Below are 17,982 nucleotides of genomic sequence, written 5' to 3' on the forward strand. Positions count from 1 at the left end.
TCTTAAGTTTTATAACGTAATGAAAATGATGATGAGGTGACATAATGAAAATATATAGCCAAGGAGACCAAGCTATAGTAATTGCCATAGAAAAAGAAGTTTCTAAAAGTTTAACTGAAGATCTATTAACATTACGTGACTATTTAGTTAAACAAAACTATCCGTTTATTACAGAAATTGTACCAACAGAGTCTGATATGATGATTTGCTATGATGCTAGAGACATGATTAAACATCATAATATACAATCACCATTCTTATATATGAAGGCATTAGTAGAGTCGATTCATTTAGATATTAAACATGACTTTAATAGCCAAAGCGACATTGAAATACCGGTTATTTATGGCAGTACCTATGGTCCTGATTTAACACAATTATTAAAAGAATACAACATGTCTTTAGATACTTTTATAAACTTACATACCAATAGCCAATATTTTGTTTCTATGATGGGTTATTCACCAGGCTTCCCTTATTTAACAGGTATGAACAAAAAATTATTTGTTAATCATACGAGTAATCGCAAAAAATTTATTCCGGCTGGATCAGTTGTTATTGAAGGGAAAAAGTGTGGCATTGTGACAACAGATACATATAATGACTGGCTTGTCATTGGTTTTACTCCTTTAACATTATTCAATCCTAATAATGATGATTTCGCGTTACTGAAGTTAGGAGATAACGTTAAATTTAAACAAATTAAAGAAAATGAAATAGAATTGGGAGCGTTTGATCATGTCAATCATAATAGAAAATAGTGGGTTATTTAGTAGCTTTCAAGACTTTGGCAGAAAAGGTTATGAACACGATGGCGTTATAGCGTGTGGTGCTTTAGATACATTGGCTCATGAAATTGCTAATCGTTTAGTTGCTAATGATAAACACGAAGCTACACTTGAAATGACGAATAAAATGCCAACTATACGTTTTACAGAACCAACATTGATTGCTTTAGCTGGTGGACATGTCAAAGCCTATACAGAAAATATGGCTATACAACCTTATAAATTATATTTATTAGACGAAGGTGATGTACTCCGTTTTAAAGAGACGAGTTATACTTCTCGTGTATATTTAGCTGTAGGTGGAGGATTCAAACTTAGTTCTTGGTTAGGTTCTTACTCAACGGATTTTAACGTAAAAATTGGTGGTTTTTATGGAAGAAAATTACAAAATGGTGATCAAATAGAATTAAAACGAGACTATACGTCACGTCATTATAAACTATTTAAAAATTTAGCAGATACTAAGAAGACAGATTGGGGTATCGATGGCTATGCATTATCATTTAATTATATGTCGGATGTATTCCATATCATTAAAAATAAAGGGACTCAAGATTTTAAAGAAGATGCCATTAATCGTTTTACAAAATATGATTACAAAGTAACGAGTAAAGCTAATCGTATGGGAATGATTCTTGAAGGTGAAAAAATTAAAGCTTTTTATGATGATATGCCGCCATATCAAACAGTAAAAAAAGGAACGATTCAAATAAAAAGAGATGGCACGCCAATTATTTTATTGAATGATCATTATACTTTAGGTAGCTATCCACAACTTGGTACTATTGCTAGCTATCATTTAACTAAATTAGCACAAAAACCCCAAGGTGCTAGATTAAAGTTTCAATTTATAGATATTGAAACTGCTGAAAAGAACTTAGTTAAATATAGTAATTGGTTAAATCAACTATTTCATGGCATTGAATATAGAATGCAATTAGAGATGAATAAATAAGTAATATATACTAATATACGCCTTGCGATTGATGTATTAAAAATCATTTTAAAGTATGATTGAATAAGAAGGCATGCCAAAATATTTAGTCATTATATTAATTTATTTACATAGAAAAGTGTGTTTTTACTTGAATTTTGACTAAAATTACTCTATATTAATTAATTGAGCTATGTTTATTATTACAATTTGATTACAAAATAATATCAATAAATTAAACAATGACAAACTATTTTATAAGTTCTAACAGAACACGTCACATATTAGAGCATTTATATTTTTAATAATTAACATGTTGATGTTAAATCCGATCTTGTTAGATTATAACTAGATTAAGCGTATTTAATAATTAACATAACGGGGGAAAGAATTATGAGTCCACAAAAAAAGAAAATCAGTCTTTTTGCGTTCTTCATATTAACAGTTATTACAATCACTTTGAAGACGTATTTTTCTTATTATGTTGATTTTTCTTTAGGTGTTAAAGGGTTAGTACAAAATTTAATTTTGTTAATGAACCCATATAGTTTAATAGCACTTGTATTAAGTGTCTTCTTATTTTTTAAAGGAAAAAAAGCATTTTGGTTTATGTTTGTTGGTGGGTTCTTATTAACTTTCCTACTATATGCAAACGTTGTTTACTTTAGATTTTTCTCCGATTTTTTAACATTCAGTACACTAAATCAAGTGGGGAATGTTGAATCTATGGGAGGCGCAGTAAGTGCATCATTTAAATGGTATGACTTTGTTTATTTCATAGACACTATAATTTATCTATTTGTACTTATTTTCCGTAGTAAATGGCTAGATACTAGAGCGTTCAGTAAGAAATTTGTACCAGTGGTAATGGCAACGGCTGTTGCTTTATTCTTCTTGAATTTAGCATTTGCAGAGACAGATAGACCAGAACTATTAACACGTACATTTGACCATAAGTATTTAGTTAAATATCTAGGACCATATAACTTTACTGTATATGATGGTGTTAAAACGATACAAAATAATCAACAAAAAGCATTAGCATCTGAAGATGATTTAACTAAAGTACTTAACTACACTAAACAAAAACATACACAACCAAATCCAGAGTATTATGGTGTGGCTAAGAAGAAAAATATCATTAAAATTCACTTAGAGAGTTTCCAAACGTTCTTAATCAACAAAAAGGTTAATGGTAAAGAAGTTACGCCATTCTTAAATAAATTATCAAGTGGTAATCAAGACTTTACGTATTTCCCTAATTTCTTCCACCAAACAGGACAAGGTAAAACTTCTGACTCAGAATTTACTATGGATAACAGTCTTTACGGTTTACCACAAGGTTCTGCTTTTTCATTAAAAGGTGACAATACGTATCAATCATTACCAGCTATTTTAGACCAAAAACAAGGCTATACATCTGATGTAATGCATGGTGACTACAAAACATTCTGGAATAGAGACCAAATTTATAAACATTTTGGTATTGATAAATTCTATGATGCTACTTATTATGATATGTCGGATGATAACGTAGTAAATTTAGGTTTGAAAGATAAAGTGTTCTTCAAAGATTCAGCGAATTATCAAGCGAAAATGAAGCAACCATTCTATTCACATTTAATTACGTTAACAAACCATTATCCATTCACTTTAGATGAAAAAGATGCATCAATTGAAAAACCTAATACTGGTGATTCTACTGTTGATGGATATATTCAAACAGCACACTACCTTGACCAAGCGTTGGAAGAATATGTTAATGACTTGAAGAAAAAAGGTCTATATAAAGACTCTGTCATTATGATTTACGGTGACCACTATGGTATATCTGAAAATCATAATAATGCGATGGAAAAATTATTAGGTGAGAAAATTACACCAGCAAAATTTGCTGATTTAAATAGAACTGGTTTCTGGATTAAAATACCAGGCAAATCTGGTGGTATTAATAAAGAATATGCTGGCCAAGTTGATGTTATGCCAACAATATTACATTTAGTAGGTATTGACACTAAAAACTATCTCATGTTTGGAACGGATTTATTCTCTAAAGATCACAAACAAGTTATTCCATTTAGAAATGGTGACTTTATTACTAAAGATTATAAATTTGTAAATGGTAAGATTTATTCAAATAAAGATAATGAACAATTAACAACTAAACCTAAAGACTTTGATAAGAATAAAAATCAAGTCGAAAAAGATCTTGAAATGAGTGACAATGTCTTAAATGGAGATTTATTCAGATTTTATGATAATCCTGATTTCAAAAAAGTAAATCCAGCTAAATACAAATATGAAACTGGACCAAAAGGTAACGAAAAGAAATAATAAATATTCATTAAATCCGAATTGAGTGAAGAACTCAATTCGGATTTTTTTGGTTCTCTATTTTTCAATACTGATAAATAAAAAATGACTAATTTAAAGATAGTGATGTATTAGTCCAATTTGGGAGAGAACCTAAATTTAAAGTATTGTAAAACAATTTTTGAATATTGAAATAATGGGAAGTGCATCGATTTCAATTCATATTAAAAAGGTGTATAATATATAGAACTGATTTAAGCACGTAGACATTTTATTAGTAAAGGAAGATGGAGATGGAATCATATAAAATAGAGCAACTTAATAAATCTTATGCTGATAAAATTATATTTGATAATTTAAATTTATCGATTTCAGAAAATGAAAAAATTGGGTTAGTTGGAATCAATGGTACTGGTAAAAGTACTTTGTTAAAAGTTATTGGTGGTATAGATGATGATTTTACCGCTAATATTAATCATCCTAATCAATACCGTATTAGATATTCATCTCAAAAACAAGACTTGGATGGAGATATGACAGTCTTTCAAGCAGTATTAAGTTCAGATACAACAACATTAAGTGTGATTAGAAATTATGAACAAGCGGTAAATGATTATGCTAAAGATCAAAGTGAACAGCAATTTCAAAAAATGATGAATGCGCAAGAAGATATGGATCGCTATGAAGCTTGGGATTATAATGCTGAAATTAAAACGATATTATCTAAATTAGGAATTAATGATACATCGAAATATATTAAAGAGCTTTCTGGTGGCCAGCAAAAAAGAGTTGTCTTAGCTAAAACATTAATTGAACAACCTGATCTGCTATTATTAGATGAACCGACTAACCATTTAGATTTTGAATCAATTAATTGGTTGATTAACTATGTTAAACAATATCCTCATACCGTTTTATTTGTTACCCACGATAGATATTTTTTAAATGAAGTTTCCACGAGAATCATTGAATTAGATAGAGGGAAATTGAAGACTTATCCTGGTAATTATGAAGATTATATAGCAATGAGAGCTGAAAATGAAATTATTGAACAAAAACAAAATCAAAAACAACGCGCATTATATAAACAAGAATTAGCATGGATGAGGGCAGGTGCTAAAGCACGCTCAACAAAACAACAGGCACGTATAAATCGTTTTAATGATATTGAACAAGATGTTAAAAATCAACATAAAGAAGATAAAGCTGAACTGAATCTTGCACATTCACGATTAGGTAAACAAGTGTTTGAATTAGAACAAGTCACTAAAGTGATTAACAATAAAGTGTTATTTAGTGATATTAATGAAATTATTCAAAGTGGACAACGTATTGGAATAGTTGGACCCAATGGTGCAGGTAAAACGACTTTATTAAATATATTAAATGGTGATGATTTAAACTTTGATGGTACATTAAAAGTAGGCCAAACAGTTAAAATTGCATATTTTAAACAGACTGAAGAAACGCTAGATAGAGATATTCGTGTCATTGACTATTTAAGAGAAGAAAGTGAAATTGCGAAAGAGCAAGATGGAACAGTTGTTTCTATTACACAATTGTTAGAACGCTTTTTATTCCCAAGTTCAACTCATGGTAAAAAAGTATATAAATTATCAGGTGGAGAACAAAAGCGTTTATATTTATTACGTTTGTTAGTTCATCAACCTAATGTACTATTACTAGATGAACCTACCAATGACCTAGATACAGAAACATTAACCATATTAGAAGACTATATTTCTACTTTTAAAGGTGCTGTTATAACTGTCAGTCACGATAGATACTTCCTTAATAAAGTAGCTCAATTTTACTGGTTTATACATGATGGTAAGATGGAGAAAGTTATTGGTACTTTTGAAGATTATGAAAGTTATAAAAAAGAACAAGATAAATTATTATTACAGCAAAAGCAACATAAACCCAAAGTTGAGCAATCTAATCGCAAAAAAAGTGGCTTATCATATAAGGAAAAAATAGAATATCAAGCATTGATGGAACGCATTGAACAGACTGAACGTCGTATGGAAGAAATAGATAGTCAAATGGTAGAAGCAAGTGCTGATTATAGTAAAATTAAGGAATTGAACTTAGAAAAAGAACAACTAGAATCGCAATATGATTGTGATATCACCAGATGGAGTGAATTAGAAGAAATAAAAGAACAACAATAAGGGGTCTAATGAGCATGCAACAGACATTATCACATTATTTTGGTTATGATCAATTTCGTCCTGGTCAAGAAGAGATTATAACTAGAGTTATCAATCACCAAAATGTATTGGGTGTGTTACCAACTGGTGGAGGGAAATCAATATGTTACCAAGTACCTGGGTTAATGCTTGGAGGTACAACAATTGTTATTAGTCCGCTTATTTCATTGATGAAAGACCAAGTTGATCAATTAAAAGCAATGGGGATTAATGCTGCATATTTAAATAGTAGCTTGACACAAAAAGAACAACAGAGAATTGAAAATGAGTTACAACAAGGAATGATTCAATTTTTATACGTAGCTCCAGAACGTTTTGAAAATCGTTTCTTTATCAATTTGTTAAGCCGTATCAATATTCATCTAATTGCTTTTGATGAAGCACATTGTATTTCAAAATGGGGGCATGACTTTAGGCCAAGTTATCAGAATGTAATTACAAAAGTATTTACTTTACCGCAAGATTTTACAATTGTGGCTTTAACTGCAACAGCAACGACTGAAGTACAACAAGATATTAGACAAAAATTAAATATTTCGCTAGATAATGAAATTAAAACAAGTACTAAACGTCGTAATTTAATTTTTAAAGTGAATCCTACATATCAACGACAAAAATTTGTGTTAGATTACGTACAACAACATCGTGATGAAGCAGGTATTGTTTATTGTTCAACACGTAAACAAGTAGAAGAATTACAAGAAGTGTTACAAAACCAAAATATAAAAAGTTCAATTTACCATGCAGGACTTAGCAATAAAGAACGAGAGCAAGCACAAAATGATTTTGTCTATGACCGAGTTAAAGTTGTCATTGCCACTAATGCCTTTGGTATGGGAATTGATAAATCTAATGTGCGTTTTGTTATTCATTACAATATGCCAGGAGATATAGAATCGTATTATCAAGAAGCAGGACGTGCTGGAAGAGATGGTTTGAAAAGTGAATGTATCTTGTTATTTAGTGAACGTGACATACAACTTCATGAATATTTTATTACTATTTCTCAAGCTGATGATGACTACAAAGATAAGATGGGCGAAAAATTAACAAAAATGATTCAGTATACTAAAACGAAAAAATGTCTTGAAGCAACCATTGTTCATTATTTTGAACCTAATGAAAAGTTAGCAGAATGCCAACAATGTAGTAACTGTGTACAAGAAAATAAAACATATAATATGACTCAAGAAGCTAAGATGATTATTAGTTGCATAGCTCGAATGAAACAGCAAGAAAACTATAGTGTGATTATTCAAGTATTAAGAGGAGAAATTACAGATTATATTAAATTTAGTCACTATGATCAATTGACTACGCACGGTTTAATGAAAGACTATACGACATCTGAATTAAGTCATTTAATTGACGAGTTACGTTTTAAGGGCTTTTTAAATGAAAAAGATGAAATATTATTATGTGATACTTCTATTAAGCAACTGTTGAATAATGAAGTTGAAATTTTCACTACACCATTTAAACAAAAATCTACTGAAACTGTTTACATTAATACAGTTGAAGGAGTAGATAGGGCACTTTATAGTCAATTATTAGAAGTACGTCAGTCATTGAGTGATAAATTAGCAATTGCGCCAGTGAGCATCTTCTCAGATTCTACTTTAGAACAATTTGCTAAGCGTAAGCCTGAAACAAAACAGGAAATGATAACCATAGAAGGCGTAGGAAGCTATAAGTTAAAACATTATTGTCCAGCCTTCTTAGAAACGATTCAAAACTATAAAGCTATTGTCTAATTGCATAAGCTTTAGTAGTACTAATCATTAAGTACTACTAAAGCTTATTTTCTATTTTTTAAAGTATTTAAATCCAAGAATGCTAATAAATATCCTTAATTGAAAAAAAGTATTAAAATTAAAACATTTGAATTTTAAAATTGAGTTAAACGTGGTTAAATAGGGAATAAACAAATTACATCAGTAATTAGCAAAGATAAATAAAGAGGTGCCACAGTGATTAAATTTAAAAATGTAACTAAGCGTTATAATAACAACGTCGCAGTTGATAACGTTAGTTTCGATATAAATGAAGGTGAGTTTTTCGTCTTAATAGGACCTTCAGGTTGTGGGAAAACAACGACATTAAAAATGATAAATAGATTAATTGATTTAAGTGAAGGATATATTTATTTTAACAACAAGCCTATTAGTGATTATCCAGTTTACGAGATGCGTTGGGATATCGGTTATGTACTACAACAAATCGCCCTATTTCCACATATGACGATAAAAGAAAATATTGCACAAGTACCGCAAATGAAAAAGTGGAAAGATAAAGAGATTGATCAACGCGTTAATGAATTACTTGATATGGTCGGATTAGAACCAGAAAAATATAAAAATAGAAAACCTGATGAATTATCTGGAGGACAACGTCAACGTGTAGGTGTAATTAGGGCACTTGCAGCTGATCCACCTGTCATTTTAATGGATGAGCCCTTTAGTGCATTAGATCCAATTAGTCGTGAGAAATTACAAGATGATTTATTAAACTTACAACAAAAGATAAAAAAAACTATTGTCTTTGTGACACATGATATACAAGAAGCGATGAAATTGGGGGATAAAATATGCTTACTCAATGAAGGGCGCATCGAGCAAATTGATACACCAGATGGCTTTAAAGACCATCCACAGAGTGATTTTGTTAAGCAATTTATGGGCAGTCATTTAACTAATGATAGTCAGACGGACATCGATAAAAAATATATTAAAGAATTAAATATTTATAGACCGATTAATGAAGCGCAATATCAAAGTGATCTTCCAAAAGTTAATGACAATCAAGTCGTTGAAGAGTTATATCAACTATTATCGCAACATGAAGCTGTTATTGTTAGCAATAATAACGGTCATGAATATGTAATTACGAGACAAGATATTTTTGAATATTTATCGCAACATAAGGAGGTAGCTAGTCATGAATAGTTTTTGGCAAATTTTAAGTGAACGACAAGGACAGCTACTTTCTACACTACTTGAGCATATTGAAATTTCTTTTATAGCTTTGTTGATAGCTACAGCTATTGCGGTACCTTTGGGCATTTTGCTTACAAAAACGAAAACAATATCTGAAATTGTGATGAATATTGCTGCTATATTGCAAACTATACCTTCTTTGGCATTACTAGGTTTAATGATTCCATTGTTTGGTATTGGTCGTGTACCAGCAATTATTGCGCTGGTAGTTTACGCTTTATTACCTATTCTGAGAAATACATATACAGGTATAAGCGAAGTTGACAGTTCTTTAATTGAAGCGGCAAAAGGGATAGGTATGAAACCACTCAGACGTTTGACGAAAGTGGAATTACCGATTGCGATGCCAGTGATTATGGCCGGTATCAGAACGGCTATGGTTTTAATTATTGGGACAGCTACATTAGCAGCATTAATTGGTGCTGGTGGATTAGGAGACTTAATCTTACTCGGAATAGATAGAAACAATGCGTCATTAATTTTATTAGGTGCAATACCAGCAGCATTACTTGCTATCGTCTTTGATTTAATTTTACGCTTTATGGCACACTTATCTTATCGAAAATTACTCATTACTCTGGGCACGATAGTGTTAATTATTGTACTGGTTATTGTCATACCATTATTTGCCAATAAAGGTGATAAAATTACGTTAGCTGGTAAACTTGGTTCTGAACCATCAGTAATTACCAATATGTATAAGATTTTAATAGAAAATGATACAAAGGATTCTGTTGAAATAAAAGATGGTATGGGTAAGACAGCATTTCTATTTAATGCTTTAAAATCAGATGATATTGACGGATATCTTGAATTCACAGGTACTGTTCTAGGTGAATTAACAAAAGAAGATTTAAAATCAAAACAAGAACATCAAGTTTATGAGCAAGCGAAACATAGTTTAGAACGTAAATATCATATGACAATGTTGAAACCAATGAAATATAATAATACGTATGCACTAGCAGTAAAAAAAGATTTTGCCGACAAGCATCATATTCGAACAATTGGGGACTTAAATAAAGTTAAAGATCAATTGAAACCAGGATTTACTCTAGAGTTTAATGATCGTCCGGATGGTTATAAAGCTATAAAAAAAGCATATAACCTTGATTTAAGTAATGTCAAAACAATGGAACCGAAATTAAGATACCAAGCTGTGAATAAAAACGATATTAATCTAATCGATGCTTATTCAACAGATGCTGAATTAAAACAATATGATATGGTAGTACTAAAGGATGATAAACATGTCTTCCCACCATATCAAGGCGCACCAATATTTAAAGAAAAATTCTTAAAAGAACATCCTGAAATTATAAAACCATTAAATAAATTAGAAAATAAAATTTCTGATGAAGATATGCAGACTATGAACTACAAAGTAACTGTTAAAAATGAAGATCCCTATACTGTTGCAAAAGATTATTTAACTAAAAAAGGTATTATTAAGAATTAAATAATATATAGCAACGCTTCATATAATCACTGCGAGGTAATTAAGGTTAATGAATAGTGAATAGTATAATATATCAATAACACACCCTATATGAGTAGAGAACAAGATGCTACTTATATAGGGTGTGTGTTTATTTATTTAATTGTTGTTGAATATCTTTCATAATAGTTAATATTTGTTCGATAGAAATAGTCTGATCAATATGATACATTTTCTTAGCATTTTTATAAGGCTCAACTAGTGGTATGTTTTGTAATAGCATAATAGGTTGGGGTGGTTGCTTAAGTAATATTCGATTATCATAAAAACCACCTATTAATACTTTGTCAAAATAAAGTAAATATTCTCCCATCATTTTACGTGTTGTTAAATGATGACTATCTAAATTTGCTAGTATGTCATCATGGTATTGTTTGGTTGTTGGCATATATATGCTCCTTTGATAAATTGTCTTTATATCACATCATAAAATATACTTCGCTAACAATTATAACAGTAGTTGTGACATAACATTGCATTTTGATAATAATGAGGTATATAATGAGCATAAGTTTTTTAAAATTTCAGTTTATTTAAAGGAGGACTGTTTTGACTATGAAAGAACAGTTGAATCAATTATCGGCATATGAGCCAGGGTTATCTCCAAGAGCATTAAAAGAGAAATATGGTATTGAAGGTGAACTCTTTAAATTAGCATCAAATGAAAATTTATATGGACCTTCTCCTAAAGTTAAAGAGGCCATTCAAAATCATTTAGATGAACTTTATTATTATCCAGAAACAGGGTCTCCGTTGTTAAAAGAAGCGATTAGTAAACATTTAAACGTAGCACCTTCACGTATTTTATTTGGTGCTGGTTTAGATGAAGTTATATTAATGATTTCAAGAGCTGTATTAACACCAGGAGATACAATCGTTACAAGTGAAGCGACGTTTGGTCAATATTATCATAATGCAATCGTAGAAGCGGCTAATGTTGTACAAGTACCATTAAAAGACGGTGGATTTGATTTAGAAGGAATTATCAATGCAATTGATAACGATACTAAATTAGTTTGGTTATGTAACCCTAATAATCCAACGGGTACATATTTTAGTCATGAAGATTTAGTAGATTTTATGGCTCGTGTACCATCACACGTGCCGGTCATTATTGATGAAGCATACTTTGAGTTTGTAACTGCTGAAGACTTCCCTGATACATTAGCCATCCAACAACAATATGATAATGCTTTTCTGTTAAGAACATTTTCTAAAGCCTATGGTTTAGCTGGTTTACGTGTTGGTTATGTTGTAGCTAGTGAACAAGCAATAACTAAATGGAATATCATAAGACCACCATTTAATGTCACGCGTTTATCTGAATATGCAGCAGTAGCAGCATTAGCAGATCAAGATTATTTACACGAGATAACACAGAAGAATAGTGAACAACGTCAAAGATTTTATGATATACCTCAAAGTAAGCATTTTTTACCAAGTCAAACTAATTTTATCTTCGTTAAAACAGATCATGTGAATGACTTATACGAAGCATTATTAAATGTTGGTTGTATTACACGACCATTCCCAACTGGTGTAAGGATTACTATTGGTTTTGAAGAACAGAATGATAAAATGTTGGACGTCTTGAAACATTTTAATTATTGATGCATACGTCATAGCGTCTATTTTCTAAACTTACTTTTTTACAAAATAAGTTTAAGTTAGATGTCTTATTATTAATTCTTAATTTACGCAGTTATTTGTTAATTGTATGATGTTTGCTATAATTTAACAAAAGAGAAATATTGAGGAGAAGATTAACATGGCACGCGAATCAATCGCTATAGATATGGATGAAGTATTGGCTGATACGCTCGGTGAAATTATAGAAGCAGTCAATAACAGGGAATCTTTGGGGATTAAAGTGGAAGATTTGAATGGTCAGAAGTTGAAACATGTCATACCAGAACATGATGGTTTAATAACTGATATTTTAAGGGAACCCGGATTTTTTAGAAATTTAAAGGTTATGCCACATGCTCAAGAAGTAGTTGAAAAATTAAATAAACATTACGATGTTTATATTGCAACTGCTGCAATGGACGTTCCAACGTCATTTGAGGATAAATATGAGTGGTTATTGGAATACTTTCCATTTTTAGATCCACAGCATTTTGTATTTTGTGGGCGTAAAAATATTGTCAAAGCTGATTATTTAATCGATGATAATCCAAGACAATTAGAAATATTTAGTGGTAAACCTATTATGTATACTGCTGTGCACAATATAAATGATGATCGATTCACTCGTGTTAATGGTTGGCAGGACGTCGAACATTATTTTTTGAATGACAACTAAATAATATTAAAAAAGAGCTATCTATAAGTAGAATGATGTTAATAACAGTAAATAACTGTACATGACTCTACGTCACTGGATAGCTCTTTTGTCTTACTAATTAAGTTTTCTATTTTTTTAGGACTAATAAATAAAAAGTGAATAATTTAAAAAATAATGATGTATCAGTCCAATTTGGGAGGGAACCACTAATTAACAAATGTTAATAATTGTATAGCTTTAGGTAATACTTCAATTGTAATTGGTGTGTTGAGACAAATTTCACCATCAACATCTATTTTCATTACTGGTTCAGTAGATAAAGTAATTTCTTTACCTGCGATATGATTAATACCTTGAGTAATTTCATTCCAATTCATACTATCACGTTTTTTGAAAATATCATTTAAAATACTAAAACTTTGGTCATTAAAAATGAAAGTATTTAACTCACCATCTTGTGGTGATAAGTCAGTTAAAGGAATTCTACTACCGCCAATAAATGGTCCGTTTGCAGTTAATATCATAGATGTTTCACCAGTATAATTTTTGCCATCTATTGTTAAGTCATAAGTAAATTTACTAGGGTTCATTAATGTTTTGACTGTTGAACCGACATAACTTAATTTACCAAAAATATCTTTAGAACCATCTTGTACATTTTCAGCATTTTGAACAATTAGTCCTAAACCGACAAAGTTCAATGCATATTGATTATTCACTTTAATAACATCGTAACTACCAACTTCTGAGGATACGAGTTGTTCACTTGCTTGTTTATGGTTAGGGTTTAAATTCAAAGTTTTAGTGAAATCATTAAAAGTACCACCAGGTAAAATACCAATAGGTAAGTTTAATTGATGCGTCATGACACCGTTGACTAATTCATTAACAGTTCCATCACCACCTAAGATAAATAAAATATCAATATCATCAGCATACTGTTTATCTTTAATTTTTTGGCAATATTTAATAATATCACCTTCATTTTCACTTAATTGAATAGAAAGATGTTTACATATACAACTCAGTGATTTAGTTACTTCACCAATGCCTTCATTTATATTTTTTAAGCCACTGTGTTCATGATAAAATAGTACGCCATGTGTATATTTACTTTCCATCGCAATGCCTTCTTCCTATACTTGATTCGTCATTTAATTATATATACCCAATTTTTAAAGTTATAACTATAAATCACCTAATGGGCTAAATGATTCAGTTAAAAGAAAAAACTGTTACCAAAGTTTTTTCTTTGATAACAGTTTAGAGTATAAATAGGTGACTAACGTACACCTTTCATCGCTTTAACTATTTTAGGTGTGAAGCATAAGACAATTAATGTTACAACAATGGCTACAACACCTAAGAAAATAAAGTAATTCGTTGGACCTAATGGATCTTGCAATTTAACTAACGTACCATTCATCGCTTGAGCTGATGCGTTAGTTAGGTACCAAATACTCATCATTTGGGCATTAAATGCTTTTGGTGCTAATTTTACGGCTGCACTATTACCAGTAGGAGATAGACATAATTCACCTATAACACAAACGATATATGATAAAATCACCCAGTTAACTGAGAAATGTGCTGAACCTGATGTATACCCAATTATACCGATAAGGATATACGAAGCACCAGCCAGTGTCGTACCAATTGCAAATTTGATAGGTAAACTTGGTTGTTTAGTACCTAATTTTTGCCATAATAATGAAATGATTGGAGCTAACAACAATATAAAGAGTGGGTTAATTGATTGGAAAATGGCTGCTCCAAAGTTCGTTTTCCAGCCAAATAAGTTTAATTTCATATCTGAATGTTCAAGACCATAGATATTTAAAACATTAGAACCTTGTTCTTGAATAGCCCAGAAAATCATTCCTAAAATAAATAAAGGAATAAATGCTTTTACGCGAGAGCGTTCAGTATCTGTAATATCCTTACTTTTAATCATTGTCGTAAAGTAAATAACTGGTAAAGCAATACCAAGAATTAAAACAGTATTACTTATTAAATTAAATGAAAACGAATTAGTTATAATGGTTACAGCTAAAACAATTACTACAATGGCAGTAATAATTCCTATCATTGTACCGTATTTTTTCTTTTCTTCAGAACTAAGTGGATTGGTCGGCTTCATACCTACATTACCCAAGTTTTTGCGATTGAAAAGAATATACCAGACTAAACCTAATGCCATACCAATAGCAGCAATTAAGAAACCGCCGTGGAAATTCTTTACATCAAGAAATTGTTGTAAAATAATTGGTGAAATTAAAGCGCCCATATTAACAGACATATAGAAAATTACGAAACCAGCATCCATACGTTTGTCATTTTCTGGATATAAGCGCCCAACAATATTAGAAATATTTGGTTTCATTAAACCAGAACCAATGATGATAAAGAACATGGATGCAAATAGACCAAATAATGCAAATGGTAAACTTAAACAAATATGTCCAATGATAATAGATACAGCACCAATTAAAGTTGCACCACGTGTTCCTGTAATGCGGTCAGCAATCCAACCACCTGGAATAGATGTCATGTAAATTAAAGCTCCGTATACAGACATAATTGACATCGCTGTTGTCTTATCAATGCCTAAACCATTATCAACAATCGCATAGTACATATAGAAAAGTAGTAATGCACGCATGCCATAATAGCTAAATCGTTCCCAGAATTCTACGAAGAAGAGTACGCCTAAACCTCTAGGGTGTCCAAAGAATCCTGTCTGTGGTATTTCTTGTATTTCACTTCCATGGGAGTTGCGTTGTGTCATTGTTACATCCCATCCTTTCTTCCCCTAATACAAAATAAGTAATTAAATCTGATTGTACGCCCGTAAAAAAGAACTTTCAATAAACGCAAAAAAATAGAAATATTTAGAATTTTCTGTTATTGAATACGTACAATAAATTATAGGTAATATAAAAATATACTGAAAACTGACAAAGTGCAATAGCTTTCTATAAAAACATTATTGAATTTTTGTAGAATTACGAATATTAAAATTTTTAAAAATAAAGTATTGAACAATATGGAAGTGGGACAGAAATAATTGTTTCAAAACAAATTATTTCTTAATCCTATCTCAGCAAGATTGACTAGAATTACATAACGTTGATTTATCAACATTTTATAATACAGATAGTTTCTAGCCAATCTGCGTCATGTCGATATAGTACAATTTTTACCTTGGCTTCGCCATTTAATACTTTAATATGAAGATATTAACAGGGATACGTTGATTGGAATTTAAATGGCTATATAAGTAAGTTATCAACAACACTTTTAAATCCTTAATTCTTAAAAAAGAATAATAAAATAACGCTTAAATGACATTTGTATATGACATTTAAGCGTTTATTTATTACATGTTATTAACGGTTGTCAATTTTCTCAGGGTATAGGTCATGATTCATCAAACGATGTTCAGCCATTGTTTCATATTTAGTATTTGGTCGACCATAGTTTGTGTAGGGATCGATTGAAATACCACCACGAGGTGTGAACTTGCCCCATACCTCAATATAATGTGGATCCATAAGTTCAATTAAATCATTCATAATGATATTCATACAATCTTCATGAAAGTCTCCATGATTTCTAAAACTAAATAAATATAATTTTAATGATTTAGATTCAACCATTTTAATGTTAGGTATATAAGAAATATAAATAGTTGCAAAATCAGGTTGACCTGTAATAGGACATAATGAAGTGAATTCTGGACAATTAAATTTTACGAAATAATCGCGACCTTGATGTTTGTTATCAAATGATTCTAAAACATCAGGTCTATAATCAAAGTTATATTGGTTATTTTGATTTCCTAATAATGTAATATCTTGTAATTCATCTTGTTGACGGCCATGTGTCATGATATTCTCTCCTTTATTTTTTAATAAATTAGCTTTTTATGATTTAGCTTCGCGACGTGCTTTATCAAACATATAATAACTTGCACCAATAATTACAACATAACCTAGAGTAGCATATAAATCTGGTGATTCGCCAAATAGAATAAAACCAAATAATGCTGTGAAAATAATTGACGCATATGTGAAAATAGATATATCTTTTGCTGCTGCAAAACTATAGGCAAGTGTAATACCTATTTGACCTACAGCTGCTGATAAACCTGCACCTAATAAATACCATAATTGCAAATTAGACATTGGAACATAGGTGAAGAAAGTAAATGGTATTAATACTACTACAGAAAATAATGAAAAGTAGAATACAATCGTATATGGTCCTTCTCTAGAACTTAATGCTCTTACACATGTATAAGCTGATGCAGCAAAGATACCTGATAATAAACCAATTAATGATGGTATCATCGATGATGAAAATTCAGGTTTCACTATGAGTAACATACCTATAATTGCGATAAGCATAGCTGTAATCTGATACTTTCTAACTTTTTCATGTAAGAAAATTAAACTTAATAAAATAGTCCAAAATGGATTTAACTTCATTAATGAGTCAGCATCACTTAATACCATATGATCAATAGCAAAAATATTTAATAACACACCAATAAGCCCTAATGTAGAACGAGTTATCAGCAAAGGTTGACTAGAAAGTTTACCGAACATTGGTTGTTTGTATTTATAAATAAAATATAAGGGTATAAACATAGCTACTAGGTTTCTAGCTAGTGATTTTTGAAAGACAGGTAAATCTCCGGCCAATCTAAAAAATACTGACATAAAACTGAAGCCGATAGCTGAAATTAAAATTGCAATAATACCTTTTACTTTTGGATTCAATTTTATCGCCTCTTTTATATAAAATTAACGTATATATATTAGCATAAAACAATAAAGTCTGCATAAACAGTTGAAATTTTAGGGAAATGTCTTATAATAATGAATACGAACAAATGTTCTTGTGTGTATTGACGGAAGTTTAAGCATGTATTTGAGAAAGAATGTTTGT

General features: G+C 30.5%; 14 protein-coding genes. 9 read left to right on the plus strand and 5 right to left on the minus strand.

Going from position 1 to position 17,982, the window contains the following annotated elements; genetic code table 11:
* Positions 1–44 precede the first annotated feature (44 nt).
* The 7 genes from J3R86_RS03115 (at position 45) to J3R86_RS03145 (ending at position 10,703) form a co-directional block, all read left to right on the plus strand.
* Complete coding sequence (locus J3R86_RS03115) at positions 45–761, plus strand: 5-oxoprolinase subunit B family protein (protein ID WP_207518020.1); 717 nt, start codon at positions 45–47, stop codon at positions 759–761.
* Entirely contained in the window at positions 739–1,743 is a 1,005-nt protein-coding gene (locus J3R86_RS03120) for a 5-oxoprolinase subunit C family protein (RefSeq protein ID WP_207518021.1), read from the plus strand. Before J3R86_RS03115 ends, J3R86_RS03120 begins: the two co-directional genes overlap by 23 nt.
* Positions 1,744–2,115: 372 nt before the next feature.
* Entirely contained in the window at positions 2,116–4,056 is a 1,941-nt protein-coding gene (gene ltaS / locus J3R86_RS03125; RefSeq protein ID WP_207518022.1) for a lipoteichoic acid synthase, read from the plus strand.
* Positions 4,057–4,322: 266 nt separating this feature from the next.
* Complete coding sequence (locus tag J3R86_RS03130) at positions 4,323–6,209, plus strand: ABC-F family ATP-binding cassette domain-containing protein (RefSeq protein WP_207518023.1); 1,887 nt, start codon at positions 4,323–4,325, stop codon at positions 6,207–6,209.
* 14 nt (positions 6,210–6,223) lie between these two features.
* A complete protein-coding gene (gene recQ / locus J3R86_RS03135; RefSeq protein WP_207518024.1) occupies positions 6,224–8,002 on the plus strand; it encodes a DNA helicase RecQ in 1,779 nt (592 codons plus the stop codon).
* Between the two features lie 216 nt (positions 8,003–8,218).
* Positions 8,219–9,193 (plus strand): ABC transporter ATP-binding protein, encoded by a 975-nt coding sequence (locus J3R86_RS03140; RefSeq protein WP_207518025.1) that lies wholly within the window; start codon positions 8,219–8,221, stop codon positions 9,191–9,193.
* On the plus strand, positions 9,186–10,703 hold the full coding sequence (locus J3R86_RS03145; RefSeq protein ID WP_207518026.1) for an ABC transporter permease/substrate-binding protein: 1,518 nt from the start codon (positions 9,186–9,188) through the stop codon (positions 10,701–10,703). The genes J3R86_RS03140 and J3R86_RS03145 overlap by 8 nt, the downstream gene beginning before the upstream one ends.
* Positions 10,704–10,833: 130 nt before the next feature.
* On the opposite strand, the gene J3R86_RS03150 is transcribed toward J3R86_RS03145, so the two are convergent.
* The gene (locus J3R86_RS03150; RefSeq protein ID WP_207518027.1) at positions 10,834–11,130 is read right to left on the minus strand and encodes a transcriptional regulator; all 297 of its coding nucleotides are present in this window, start codon (positions 11,128–11,130) and stop codon (positions 10,834–10,836) included.
* A 167-nt stretch (positions 11,131–11,297) separates the two neighbouring features.
* Here J3R86_RS03150 and hisC point away from each other — a divergent pair, with 167 nt between their 5' ends.
* Positions 11,298–12,353 carry a histidinol-phosphate transaminase gene (gene hisC / locus J3R86_RS03155; RefSeq protein WP_207518503.1) on the plus strand — a complete coding sequence of 352 codons (1,056 nt, stop codon included), beginning with the start codon at positions 11,298–11,300 and terminating at the stop codon, positions 12,351–12,353.
* Positions 12,354–12,510: 157 nt separating this feature from the next.
* A complete protein-coding gene (locus J3R86_RS03160) occupies positions 12,511–13,047 on the plus strand; it encodes a 5' nucleotidase, NT5C type (RefSeq protein ID WP_207518028.1) in 537 nt (178 codons plus the stop codon).
* Positions 13,048–13,235: 188 nt separating this feature from the next.
* On the opposite strand, the gene J3R86_RS03165 is transcribed toward J3R86_RS03160, so the two are convergent.
* The 4 genes from J3R86_RS03165 to J3R86_RS03180 all read right to left on the minus strand — a co-directional run bounded on the left by J3R86_RS03165 (position 13,236) and on the right by J3R86_RS03180 (position 17,813).
* A complete protein-coding gene (locus J3R86_RS03165; RefSeq protein ID WP_207518029.1) occupies positions 13,236–14,150 on the minus strand; it encodes a diacylglycerol/lipid kinase family protein in 915 nt (304 codons plus the stop codon).
* A gap of 161 nt (positions 14,151–14,311) precedes the next feature.
* On the minus strand, positions 14,312–15,817 hold the full coding sequence (locus J3R86_RS03170) for a peptide MFS transporter (protein ID WP_207518030.1): 1,506 nt from the start codon (positions 15,815–15,817) through the stop codon (positions 14,312–14,314).
* A gap of 601 nt (positions 15,818–16,418) precedes the next feature.
* Positions 16,419–16,919 (minus strand): preQ(1) synthase, encoded by a 501-nt coding sequence (queF, locus tag J3R86_RS03175; RefSeq protein ID WP_207518031.1) that lies wholly within the window; start codon positions 16,917–16,919, stop codon positions 16,419–16,421.
* Positions 16,920–16,955: 36 nt separating this feature from the next.
* Complete coding sequence (locus J3R86_RS03180) at positions 16,956–17,813, minus strand: DMT family transporter (protein WP_207518032.1); 858 nt, start codon at positions 17,811–17,813, stop codon at positions 16,956–16,958.
* Positions 17,814–17,982 lie beyond the last annotated feature (169 nt).

Source organism: Staphylococcus simiae, from assembly GCF_017357005.1.
GTDB lineage: Bacteria > Bacillota > Bacilli > Staphylococcales > Staphylococcaceae > Staphylococcus > Staphylococcus simiae_A.

Coding starts and splice junctions, on each gene's coding strand:
- J3R86_RS03115 (WP_207518020.1), top strand. CDS start 45: ATGAAAATATATAGCCAAGGAGACCAAGCTATAGTAATTGCCATAGAA.
- J3R86_RS03120 (WP_207518021.1), top strand. CDS start 739: ATGTCAATCATAATAGAAAATAGTGGGTTATTTAGTAGCTTTCAAGAC.
- ltaS (WP_207518022.1), top strand. CDS start 2,116: ATGAGTCCACAAAAAAAGAAAATCAGTCTTTTTGCGTTCTTCATATTA.
- J3R86_RS03130 (WP_207518023.1), top strand. CDS start 4,323: ATGGAGATGGAATCATATAAAATAGAGCAACTTAATAAATCTTATGCT.
- recQ (WP_207518024.1), top strand. CDS start 6,224: ATGCAACAGACATTATCACATTATTTTGGTTATGATCAATTTCGTCCT.
- J3R86_RS03145 (WP_207518026.1), top strand. CDS start 9,186: ATGAATAGTTTTTGGCAAATTTTAAGTGAACGACAAGGACAGCTACTT.
- J3R86_RS03150 (WP_207518027.1), bottom strand. CDS start 11,130: ATGCCAACAACCAAACAATACCATGATGACATACTAGCAAATTTAGAT.
- hisC (WP_207518503.1), top strand. CDS start 11,298: ATGAAAGAACAGTTGAATCAATTATCGGCATATGAGCCAGGGTTATCT.
- J3R86_RS03160 (WP_207518028.1), top strand. CDS start 12,511: ATGGCACGCGAATCAATCGCTATAGATATGGATGAAGTATTGGCTGAT.
- J3R86_RS03165 (WP_207518029.1), bottom strand. CDS start 14,150: ATGGAAAGTAAATATACACATGGCGTACTATTTTATCATGAACACAGT.
- J3R86_RS03170 (WP_207518030.1), bottom strand. CDS start 15,817: ATGACACAACGCAACTCCCATGGAAGTGAAATACAAGAAATACCACAG.
- queF (WP_207518031.1), bottom strand. CDS start 16,919: ATGACACATGGCCGTCAACAAGATGAATTACAAGATATTACATTATTA.